The sequence below is a fragment of the Klebsiella sp. K5-306 genome (assembly GCF_051835185.1).
GTDB classification, from domain to species: domain Bacteria; phylum Pseudomonadota; class Gammaproteobacteria; order Enterobacterales; family Enterobacteriaceae; genus Klebsiella; species Klebsiella oxytoca.
Genome location: NZ_JAIFJY010000028.1, coordinates 37,556 through 48,662 on the forward strand (window position 1 = coordinate 37,556; position 11,107 = coordinate 48,662).

Below are 11,107 nucleotides of genomic sequence, written 5' to 3' on the forward strand. Positions count from 1 at the left end.
GCCAGCCCCGCCGCTTTAAGATAATTCTCACCAGGATTTTTCGTAAAAGAATGGAGTGAAAAGAGGGGAAGTGCTGAACCTGCATGCTTGTTGTAAATATAATTGTACATTATGAAGTGAATCTGGCGCGATTTAATTTATAACTGTAAAGTAAAATTTACGGAATATGGATTGAAATCTTTACTTCATATGGTATCGTTACGTCATCCTCGCTGAGGCAATAACTATCGCAAACGAGCTATACAGGATCGCAATCATGCAAAAAGACGCGCTGAATAACGTACATATTACTGACGAACAGGTTTTGATCACGCCGGATCAGTTGAAAGCTGAATTCCCTCTGAGCGTTGAGCAGGAAGCGCAGATCGCGCAGTCTCGTCAGACCATCTCTGACATCATCGCCGGTCGCGATCCGCGCCTGTTGGTGGTATGTGGTCCTTGTTCGATTCACGATCCTGAAACCGCCATTGAGTACGCTCGTCGTTTTAAAGCCCTTGCCGAAGAGGTCAGCGATAGCCTCTATCTGGTCATGCGCGTCTATTTTGAGAAACCCCGCACCACCGTTGGCTGGAAAGGGCTGATTAACGATCCGCATATGGATGGTTCGTTTGATGTAGAAGGCGGCTTGAAGATTGCGCGTCGTCTGCTGGTTGAGCTGGTCAATATGGGGCTGCCGTTAGCGACGGAAGCGTTGGATCCTAACAGTCCTCAATACCTCGGCGATCTGTTTAGCTGGTCCGCCATCGGCGCGCGTACGACAGAATCTCAGACTCACCGCGAGATGGCCTCCGGGTTGTCGATGCCGGTCGGTTTTAAAAACGGCACCGATGGCAGCCTTGCAACGGCAATTAACGCCATGCGCGCTGCCGCAATGCCGCACCGCTTCGTCGGTATTAACCAGGCCGGTCAGGTGTGTCTGCTGCAAACGCAGGGCAATCCAAACGGACACGTCATTCTGCGTGGCGGTAAAGCGCCCAACTACGGCCCGGAAGATGTCGCGAAGTGCGAAAAAGAGATGACTCAGGCGGGACTGAAACCCTCTCTGATGGTAGATTGCAGCCATGGGAATTCTAATAAAGACTACCGCCGCCAGCCTGCGGTTGCTGAATCCGTCGTCGCGCAGATTAAAGATGGTAATCGTTCCATTATTGGTCTGATGATTGAGAGCAATATCCACGAAGGAAACCAGTCCTCTGAGCAGCCGCGTTGCGATATGAAATACGGTGTCTCCGTGACCGATGCCTGCATTAGTTGGGAAACCACCGATGCGTTGCTCCGCGAACTTGATAAGGATCTGCGAGGCCATCTGGCGGCTCGTCTGGCGTAAGAGGATTATATGGTTGCTGAACTGACCGCGTTACGCGATCAAATTGATGAAGTCGATAAAGCGCTGCTGGAACTGCTGGCTAAGCGCCTGGAGCTGGTTGCGGAAGTCGGAGAAGTTAAAAGCCAATACGGTCTGCCGATTTACGTCCCTGAACGTGAATCGGCGATGCTGGCCTCCCGCCGTGAGGAGGCTGAGGCGCTAGGGGTTCCGCCGGATCTTATCGAAGATGTTTTGCGTCGCGTCATGCGTGAGTCTTACTCCAGCGAGAACGATAAAGGTTTTAAAACGCTTTATCCGAATCTGCGTCCGGTGGTGATCGTCGGCGGCGGCGGGCAAATGGGGCGACTGTTTGAAAAAATGCTGACGCTTTCCGGATATCAGGTGCGTATCCTCGAGAAAGACGACTGGTCTCGGGCCGAGGAGATCGTCGCCGATGCCGGAATGGTCATCGTCAGCGTACCGATTCACACAACAGCGGCAACGATTGCTCAACTGCCGCCGCTGCCGGCGGACTGCATTCTGGTCGACCTGGCCTCGGTGAAAGCGGAACCGCTACAGGCGATGCTGGCCGCGCATAACGGACCGGTATTGGGATTACACCCCATGTTTGGGCCTGACAGCGGCAGCCTGGCGAAGCAGGTCGTGGTGTATTGCGATGGTCGCCAGCCTGAGGCGTACCAGTGGTTCCTGGAACAAATCCAGGTCTGGGGCGCGCGGCTCCATCGTATTAGCGCCGTCGAACACGATCAGAACATGGCCTTTATTCAGGCGTTGCGCCATTTTGCCACCTTCGCTTATGGCCTGCACCTGGCCGAAGAGAACGTGCGACTTGAGCAACTTCTGGCGCTGTCGTCACCGATTTATCGCCTTGAACTGGCGATGGTTGGCCGGCTGTTCGCCCAGGATCCGCAGCTCTACGCAGATATTATTATGTCCTCAGAAAACAACCTGGCGCTGATTAAGCGCTACTACCAGCGCTTCGGTGAAGCTATCGGCCTGCTGGAACAAGGGGATAAACAGGCATTCATTGACAGCTTCCGTAAGGTCGAGCACTGGTTCGGTGATTATGCCCAGCGCTTCCAGAGCGAAAGCCGGACGTTGCTGCGTCAGGCAAATGATAATCGGCAGTAAGTGTTAAAACACGTATACAATAAAGCCAGAGGGGTGACCCGCTGGCTTTTTTTATAGGGATGAAAATGATGGCTGAACCACAACCGCTGTTTGATTACACCGGGCATTTACCGGAATGTCCGACCTGGAGCGAAGCCGAACAGGCATTGTACTGGGCCGATATTATGGAGTGCGAAATTCATCGCTACGACGTGCAGACGGGCGATCATCAGGTACTGCAGTTTCCCGAAGAGCCCGGCTGTTTTGCACTACGCGAAAAGGGCGGTTTTATCGTCGCTTTACGTAGCGGTATCTGGCTCACCGATGTTCATGGATTACTGCAGCGAAAAGTCTGCGATAACCCCAGTAATCCGCAATTAGCCCGTTTTAACGATGGCGGAACCGATCGCGATGGCCGCTTTTATGCCGGGACTTTCTGGGGACCGGGAGATTTTAACGGCGCGCTCTTGATGCGCGTTGATAACGATCTCTCTCCGCAGGTTATCCAGTGCGATATTCATGGCGCCAACGGTCTGGCATTTAGTGAAGACAAGCGGTGGATGTATACCTCGGATACGCCCAATGCCGTTATCTATCGTACACCGCTGGATGAGCAGGGCGAGGTGGGTAAACGCGAGGTCTTTCGTCACTTTCAGCCCGGTGAGGGCATTCCTGATGGCGCGGCCATCGATACTGAAGGTTGCTACTGGAGCGCGATGTTTGACGGTTGGCGTATTGCGCGCTTTTCTCCGACGGGCGAGCAACTGGAGGAGTACCGTCTACCGGTGCGTTGCCCGACGATGGTGTGCTTTGGCGGAGCGGATATGAAAACGCTCTATATCACGACCACGCGGGAGAATATGGATGCTGAAGAGCTGGCGAAATATCCGCTTTCCGGCGCGATCTTCACCCTGCCGGTGACCGTGGCAGGGATGAAGAAGTTGCCGTTTACAGAACGTTAAACCGGATCGACCGGCACCACGTTTTCGCTGGCATAACATCCCAGTACTTTCATTGAACGGGTTATCTCGGCCAGCTCTTTTAATGCCTTACGCATTGGCATTGACTCCAGGTTGGCCTGGATATCCAGATAAAACATCTCTTCCCACGGATTGCCATGAATAGGACGCGATTCCAGCTTGGTCATAATCAGGTTATGGTTTCTCAGCACCAGTAGCGCTTCTACCAGGGCCCCGGCTTGCTGGCCGGTAGCCATCAACAGAGTGGTTTTCGCCGGCACCTGATCGGAGACCTCCACCGCTTTACGCGCCAGAACGAGGAAGCGGGTGATGTTTTGCGTCTGGTTAGCCTGGCAATGTTCCAGTACCTGCAAACCGTGCAGCGCTCCGCCTGCTTCGCTGCCCAGAGCGGCAACGGTTGGCGATTTTGCCTGAGCGACCTTTTCCATCGCCGAAGACGTGCTATCGGTATATTCAATGTTCCAGTGCGGATAGCGGCTTAGATACTGGCTGCACTGCTGGAACGGCTGCGGATGGCTGTAGACCGTCGTAATCTGTTGCGCATCGGTGGATGTTGAAACCAGCACGCAGTGATCGATAGGCAGCGTCAGCTCGCCAACGATAGATAGGCTGGTGTGCTGCAGAAGGTCATAAACATCATTGATGCCGCCAGAACTGGTATTTTCAATAGGGACGACGGCGTAATCAGCCTGACCGGTTTCCACTTGCTCAAAGATATCCGCGAATTTAGCGCAGCCGCTTTCGATAAACTGTTCAAAGTGGCGGGCGGCATACTGACGAGCCGCAAGATGCGAGTATGAACCTTTGGGCCCGAGAAACGCGACTCGTGCAGAGTGCGGATTAATTTTATTCAGATGCTGCTGGAGCAGCGTTTGCTGGGTAAGGACCGAGTCTTCAATAATGAGTTGAAACAGGCGTGTGATGTAGTGGGCATCAAGATGGTGTTTTTTTCCCAGCGTCATCAGGCGTTCAAGCAGATCGCGCTCGCGGTCGATATCCCGCACCGGCCGGTGCGATGCCAGCTTGGCTTTTCCAACCTCTACGGCCAGGCCGCGGCGTTCCGCCAGCAGCGCCAGCAGTTTTTCATCCAGAGCGCTGATCTTATCGCGTAGGGCCAGTAATGGGTTTTCCTCGGTCATATGTGTTGCCTTTCTTGTTATTGATTATCAATAAAAAAGGCCTCCCTTTTGGGAGGCCTTATTGTTCGTCTTAGTATTCTTTATCACACGACGAATTGCCTCCCATTCAGGGGAAGGTAAAAAAGAATGCGAAGAAGAACGGGATGAGTTTCACGATGAATTCCTTGAGTTAGTGGGGATTACAGTACCTGTACTGTTTTCACTCTGTCAATAAAAAACGCGCCCGAAGGCGCGTGGCATGACACAAGCTTAAGTTAAGGATTACTCTTCTTCTTCCACAAAGCCTGCCTCTTTCACCGATGTGGCGGCGCGGCGGGCTTCCCCTTTGTGTTGCACTTTATTTAGCTGCCGTTCCAGCTTGTTGATCAATTCGTTGATTGCGGCATACATGTCTTCGTGCCGTGCGCTGGCAACCAGGTGACCGTTCGGCGTATTGATGGTTGCGTCAGCGACAAAACCCTGCGGCTCCTTAGAGAGGATGATATGCGGGTTGATTAAGTGAGTTTGCCATTTATCCAGTTTGGCGAGACGGTCTGCGACGTGCTGGCGAATTGCCGGAGTAATTTCCATTTGTTTACTGGTAATGTTCATTGTCATAAATTTTACCTCTTGTCTTTCCCGTCTTGGTGAATTCAGCATACCTCGCCTAATGTCAAAAAGCGTGATTTAAATCACATTTTATTGTCACTTTTTGTCAACGAATCTGTTTTGTGAGAAAGGACAGGAACAGGCGAGATTTTACTTGTCGAATGGCAGAAAGAGAGCCATATTTGATGAGTTAACTCGGGGCTAAACCGCTTCAGCTAAACTATTTAACGAATAAAAAAACGGCAGCCCTTGGGCTGCCGTTTTGTTTAGCGACCGACTATCAGGTGTTCTTGCTGTTAGCCGCAATGATCTTCGCAACCTTGTCAGCCTGAGCGTTCATTTGCATCTGACGGTAGGCATTTTCCATCTTCGGTAGCGCATCACGGGTGGCCTGCGTATCCGGGTAATTACGCAGCATGCCATCGACGCGGTTAACTACCGCAACCCATGCGCCACGATCGGTATAGTAATCGACCACTGACAGCTCGTACTTCGCCAGGCGATCCTTCAGGAACACCATACGCTTGTAAGCATCGGTAGAGTACTGACTGTTAGGATAGCCACGGACCAGCCTGGAGAAGTCGTTAAAGGCATCACGCGCGTGTTGTGGGTCGCGATCGGAGCGATCGACGCCAAAGAAGCCCTGCAGCGCACTGTCATCCAACGCCATATTTGTCAGACCACGCATATAAATGACGTAATCAATGTTAGGATGCGTAGGGTTCAGGCGTACAAAGCGATCGATGGCTGCCTGAGCCAGCGGCAGGTCTGCGTTTTTGTAGTACGCATAAATCAGGTCCAACTGCACCTGTTGGGAATAAGGTCCAAAGGGATAACGGTTATCCAACGCTTCCAGTTGCGTTATTGCCTGTTTCCAGTTACCGTCCTGCAGCTTTTGCTGAGCGGTCGCGTAGATCTCATTCGGCGGATTATCGGGCACCTCCTCCTTTGAGCCAGAGCAACCCACCAAAGCCAGGCTCAGTGTGGCTGCTGCCACCAGGTATTTCATGCGCGTCATGACGTTTTGACTTCCTCAAAATGTTTATGCGGGAGAATCTCTGTTCCTGCTCCCGATTAAGACCAGCTACAATAGCACACTATATTAAACGGCAAAGCCGTAAAACCCAACGTTAAAACGAAGAAGCTGTATATGGCACAACGAGTACAACTCAACGCAACGGTGTCCGAAAATCAACTCGGACAACGCTTAGATCAGGCTTTGGCCGAATTGTTCCCGGATTATTCGCGTTCGCGCATAAAAGAATGGATCCTTGACCAGAGAGTGCTGGTAAACGGCAGCGTCAGCGACAAGCCGAAAGAGAAAGTTCTGGGAGGGGAGACGATTGCTATCGATGTTGAAATCGAAGAAGAAGTTCGTTTCCAGGCACAGGATATTCCGCTCAATATCGTTTATGAAGATGATGACATCCTCGTAATTAATAAACCGCGCGATTTAGTTGTGCATCCTGGCGCGGGCAACCCTGACGGTACTGTGCTGAATGCGCTGTTGCACTACTATCCGGCCATTGCTGACGTGCCGCGTGCGGGGATTGTGCACCGTCTTGATAAAGACACCACCGGTTTGATGGTGGTCGCGAAGACTATTCCGGCGCAAACCCGACTGGTGGAATCCCTGCAGCTGCGCGAAATCACCCGCGAGTATGAGGCGGTGGCGATTGGTCATATGACGGCTGGCGGAACGGTTGAAGAACCGATTAGCCGCCACCCGACCAAGCGTACGCATATGGCGGTACATCCCATGGGAAAACCGGCGGTAACACACTACCGGATTATGGAGCATTTTCGCATCCATACTCGGCTGCGCCTGCGCCTGGAAACCGGCCGTACGCACCAGATTCGCGTACATATGGCGCACATTACTCACCCGCTGGTGGGCGATCAGGTCTACGGCGGTCGCCCGCGTCCGCCCAAAGGGGCATCCGAAGAGTTCATCGCTGCCCTGCGGAAGTTCGATCGTCAGGCGCTGCATGCCACCATGCTACGCTTATACCATCCGATCAGCGGAATTGAGATGGAATGGCATGCGCCAATTCCACAGGACATGGTGGATTTGATTGATGCCATGCGCGCGGATTTTGAAGCCCATAAAGACGACATCGACTGGCTATGACTAAACTGATTGTACCGCAATGGCCGATGCCGGAAGGCGTGGCTGCCTGTAGTTCCACGCGCGTTGGCGGGGTAAGTTTATCGCCATACGATTCACTTAATCTCGGCGCCCATTGTGGAGACAATCTACAGCACGTAGAAGAGAACCGTCGGCGTATGTTCGCCGCTGGCGGCCTGCCGTCATATCCGGTATGGCTGGAGCAGGTTCACGGTACGGCAGTTTTGCGACTCGATGGCGGACCGTACGAGTCAAAGCGAGCGGATGCTTCGTACTGCAATGTGCCGGGGACGGTCTGCGCGGTGATGACCGCTGACTGCCTGCCGGTGCTTTTTTGTAACCGCGCGGGTGCTGAAGTTGCGGCTGCGCATGCCGGTTGGCGAGGGCTGTGCGAAGGCGTACTGGAAGAAACCATCGCCTGTTTCGCCGATAAACCGGAAAATATCATGGCTTGGCTTGGGCCTGCCATTGGGCCGGATGCGTTTGAGGTCGGCCCGGAAGTGCGGGAAGCTTTTATGGCAAAAGATGCCCTGGCGGAACGTGCATTTCGTCCCGCGGGTGAAAAATATTTTGCTGATATTTATCAACTGGCTCGTCAGCGTCTGGCGGGCGTTGGCGTTGAGCAGATTTACGGCGGTGATCGCTGTACCCTCAGCGAAAAGGATGATTTTTTCTCTTATCGCCGCGACAAGATGACGGGTCGTATGGCAAGTTTCATCTGGCTGATATAACCTGCCGAACTAAGACGATCCAGAAGGCAAACTTATTTTTGCATAGTTCAGGTCTTTAACCTTGAATAATTGAGGGATGACCTCATTTAATCTCCAGTAGCAAATTTGACCTGTTATGGGAGGAGTTATGCGTCTGGATCGTCTTACCAATAAATTCCAGCTTGCTCTTGCCGATGCCCAATCCCTTGCGCTTGGGCACGACAACCAATTCATCGAACCTCTTCATCTTATGAGCGCCTTGCTGAATCAGGAAGGGGGATCGGTACGTCCTTTATTAACTTCGGCTGGCATCAACGCCGGAGAGCTACGCACGAATATTGAACAGGCGTTAAGCCGTTTGCCGCAGGTGGAAGGTACCGGTGGTGATGTTCAACCGTCCCAGGACTTAGTGCGTATTCTGAACCTTTGCGACAAGCTGGCGCAAAAGAGAAAGGACAACTTTATTTCGTCAGAACTGTTTGTTCTGGCTGCGCTTGAATCACGCGGTACGCTGACCGACCTTTTAAAATCTGCCGGAGCAACAACCGCCAACGTGAGTCAGGCGATTGAACAAATGCGCGGAGGTGAAAGCGTGAACGATCAGGGTGCCGAAGATCAACGTCAGGCATTGAAAAAATTTACCGTCGATCTGACCGAGCGTGCCGAGCAGGGCAAGCTTGACCCGGTCATCGGTCGTGATGAAGAAATTCGTCGTACGATTCAGGTTCTGCAGCGTCGTACCAAAAATAACCCGGTGCTCATCGGTGAGCCTGGCGTAGGTAAAACGGCCATTGTTGAGGGGCTGGCGCAGCGGATCGTTAACGGCGAGGTGCCGGAAGGGCTGAAGGGCCGTCGAGTTCTGGCGCTGGATATGGGCGCGCTGGTGGCGGGTGCCAAATACCGCGGTGAGTTTGAAGAACGCTTAAAAGGCGTACTGAACGATCTCGCTAAGCAGGAAGGTAACGTTATCCTGTTTATCGATGAGCTGCACACGATGGTGGGGGCAGGTAAAGCAGACGGTGCAATGGATGCCGGCAACATGCTGAAACCGGCGCTGGCGCGCGGTGAACTGCACTGTGTGGGTGCCACAACGCTGGATGAATACCGGCAGTATATTGAGAAAGATGCCGCTCTGGAACGTCGTTTCCAGAAAGTATTCGTGGCGGAGCCGACTGTTGAGGATACCATTGCGATTTTGCGTGGTCTGAAAGAACGGTATGAACTGCACCATCACGTGCAGATCACCGACCCGGCGATTGTGGCGGCAGCCACGCTGTCCCATCGTTATATTGCCGATCGACAGCTGCCGGATAAAGCCATCGACCTGATCGATGAAGCCGCTTCCAGCATTCGGATGCAGATTGACTCAAAACCGGAAGAGCTGGACCGGCTCGACCGCCGTATCATCCAGCTCAAGCTGGAGCAGCAGGCGCTGAAGAAAGAGTCTGATGACGCCAGCATTAAGCGACTGGATATGCTAAATGAGGAACTGGCGGATAAAGAACGTCAGTACTCAGAATTAGAGGAAGAGTGGAAGGCTGAAAAAGCCTCGCTTTCCGGCACTCAGACCATTAAGGCTGAACTGGAACAGGCTAAAATCGCCATTGAGCAGGCGCGTCGCGTCGGCGATCTGGCGCGAATGTCCGAGCTCCAGTATGGCAAGATCCCTGAGCTGGAAAAACAGCTGGCGGCGGCAACGCAGTCTGAAGGCAAAACGATGCGTCTGCTGCGTAACAAAGTAACGGATGCCGAAATCGCGGAAGTGCTGGCTCGCTGGACGGGTATTCCGGTGGCCAGAATGCTTGAAGGTGAACGTGAGAAACTGCTGCGTATGGAGCAGGATTTGCATAGCCGCGTTATTGGTCAGAACGAAGCGGTGGAAGCAGTATCTAATGCGATTCGCCGTAGCCGTGCTGGTTTATCCGATCCTAACAGGCCGATTGGCTCGTTCCTGTTCCTTGGGCCTACCGGGGTGGGTAAAACAGAACTCTGTAAAGCTCTGGCCAACTTTATGTTCGATAGCGACGATGCAATGGTACGTATCGATATGTCAGAGTTTATGGAGAAACATTCCGTTTCACGTCTGGTTGGGGCGCCTCCGGGATACGTGGGCTATGAAGAAGGCGGCTATCTGACCGAGGCGGTCCGTCGTCGTCCTTATTCTGTCATCCTGCTGGATGAAGTGGAAAAAGCGCACCCGGATGTCTTTAACATTCTGCTGCAGGTGCTGGATGATGGACGTTTGACCGATGGGCAGGGGAGAACGGTCGACTTCCGTAATACGGTGGTCATCATGACTTCTAACCTTGGCTCCGACCTTATTCAGGAACGCTTTGGGGCACTGGATTATGGCCATATGAAGGAGATGGTGCTGGGCGTGGTTAGTCAAAGCTTCCGTCCAGAGTTTATCAACCGTATTGACGAAGTGGTTGTCTTCCATCCGCTGGGTGAAAAACATATTGCTTCTATCGCGCAGATTCAGCTGCAGCGGTTGTATAAACGACTTGAGGAACGTGGCTACGAAGTCCACATGTCTGATGAAGCGCTGAAATTGCTGAGCGAAAATGGATACGATCCTGTTTATGGCGCACGTCCTCTGAAACGTGCTATCCAGCAACAGATCGAAAACCCGCTGGCGCAGCAGATCCTCTCCGGTGAATTGATACCGGGTAAAGCAGTGCAACTGGTTGTGAAAGATGACCGGATAGTGGCAGTGCAGTAAATCACAAAACAGCAAAAACGGGCCCCTGGGGCTCGTTTTTGTTTAAAAACCAGGCAATAATCTCTTTCCTGCTGGCGATTTGGCTGAAAATTAAGCGGGTGAGTTTTTTTTTGAAAATACCGCTTGTCACTTTGAAATTACTCCCTATAATGCGCTCCCACTGACACGGAACAACGGCTTACAGCCCGCCGGGTCAGCGGGATTCAGCGATGAATACCGGCAGAGAAAAGCGAAATTAAACGCTTGACTCTGAAAGAGGAAAGCGTAATATACGCCACCTCGCAACGGTGAGCGAAAGCCGCGTTGCACTGCTCTTTAACAATTTATCAGACAATCTGTGTGGGCACTCAAAGTGACATGGATTCTTAACGTCTTCGGACGAAAAATGAATACCAAGTCTCAA

General features: G+C 52.6%; 10 protein-coding genes and 1 other annotated feature. Of the genes, 6 read left to right on the plus strand and 4 right to left on the minus strand.

Annotation, left to right across the window (positions count from 1 at the left end; translation table 11 throughout):
- The first annotated feature begins 256 nt into the window (after positions 1-256).
- From aroF to K2184_RS27140, 3 genes are all read left to right on the plus strand, one after another.
- Positions 257-1,327 (plus strand): 3-deoxy-7-phosphoheptulonate synthase AroF, encoded by a 1,071-nt coding sequence (gene aroF, locus K2184_RS27130; protein ID WP_004104620.1) that lies wholly within the window; start codon positions 257-259, stop codon positions 1,325-1,327.
- 9 nt (positions 1,328-1,336) lie between these two features.
- Complete coding sequence (gene tyrA, locus K2184_RS27135; RefSeq protein WP_004104619.1) at positions 1,337-2,458, plus strand: bifunctional chorismate mutase/prephenate dehydrogenase; 1,122 nt, start codon at positions 1,337-1,339, stop codon at positions 2,456-2,458.
- Positions 2,459-2,526: 68 nt separating this feature from the next.
- Positions 2,527-3,399 (plus strand): SMP-30/gluconolactonase/LRE family protein, encoded by an 873-nt coding sequence (locus K2184_RS27140; protein ID WP_163525683.1) that lies wholly within the window; start codon positions 2,527-2,529, stop codon positions 3,397-3,399.
- Here K2184_RS27140 and pheA read toward each other — a convergent pair.
- From pheA to bamD, 4 genes are all read right to left on the minus strand, one after another.
- Positions 3,396-4,556 carry a bifunctional chorismate mutase/prephenate dehydratase gene (gene pheA / locus K2184_RS27145; RefSeq protein ID WP_004104617.1) on the minus strand — a complete coding sequence of 387 codons (1,161 nt, stop codon included), beginning with the start codon at positions 4,554-4,556 and terminating at the stop codon, positions 3,396-3,398. The two genes, K2184_RS27140 and pheA, sit on opposite strands and share 4 nt — an antisense overlap.
- Positions 4,557-4,586: 30 nt before the next feature.
- Positions 4,587-4,711: a sequence feature (Phe leader region), on the minus strand.
- Positions 4,663-4,710: a pheA operon leader peptide PheL gene (gene pheL, locus K2184_RS27150; RefSeq protein WP_101706155.1), complete on the minus strand. Its 48-nt coding sequence runs from the start codon at positions 4,708-4,710 to the stop codon at positions 4,663-4,665. (Overlaps the previous feature by 48 nt.)
- A 106-nt stretch (positions 4,712-4,817) precedes the next feature.
- Positions 4,818-5,153, minus strand: coding sequence for a ribosome-associated translation inhibitor RaiA (gene raiA, locus K2184_RS27155; RefSeq protein WP_004104616.1), 336 nt, complete (start codon positions 5,151-5,153; stop codon positions 4,818-4,820).
- 271 nt (positions 5,154-5,424) lie between these two features.
- Positions 5,425-6,162 carry an outer membrane protein assembly factor BamD gene (bamD, locus tag K2184_RS27160; RefSeq protein ID WP_004104615.1) on the minus strand — a complete coding sequence of 246 codons (738 nt, stop codon included), beginning with the start codon at positions 6,160-6,162 and terminating at the stop codon, positions 5,425-5,427.
- A 132-nt stretch (positions 6,163-6,294) separates the two neighbouring features.
- On the opposite strand from bamD, the gene rluD reads away from it, so the two are divergent.
- From rluD to clpB, 3 genes are all read left to right on the plus strand, one after another.
- The gene (rluD, locus tag K2184_RS27165) at positions 6,295-7,275 is read left to right on the plus strand and encodes a 23S rRNA pseudouridine(1911/1915/1917) synthase RluD (RefSeq protein ID WP_004104614.1); all 981 of its coding nucleotides are present in this window, start codon (positions 6,295-6,297) and stop codon (positions 7,273-7,275) included.
- Positions 7,272-8,003 carry a purine nucleoside phosphorylase YfiH gene (gene yfiH, locus K2184_RS27170; RefSeq protein ID WP_004114497.1) on the plus strand — a complete coding sequence of 244 codons (732 nt, stop codon included), beginning with the start codon at positions 7,272-7,274 and terminating at the stop codon, positions 8,001-8,003. Before rluD ends, yfiH begins: the two co-directional genes overlap by 4 nt.
- Positions 8,004-8,130: 127 nt before the next feature.
- Positions 8,131-10,704 carry an ATP-dependent chaperone ClpB gene (clpB, locus tag K2184_RS27175; RefSeq protein ID WP_004104610.1) on the plus strand — a complete coding sequence of 858 codons (2,574 nt, stop codon included), beginning with the start codon at positions 8,131-8,133 and terminating at the stop codon, positions 10,702-10,704.
- The last annotated feature ends 403 nt before the right edge of the window (positions 10,705-11,107 follow it).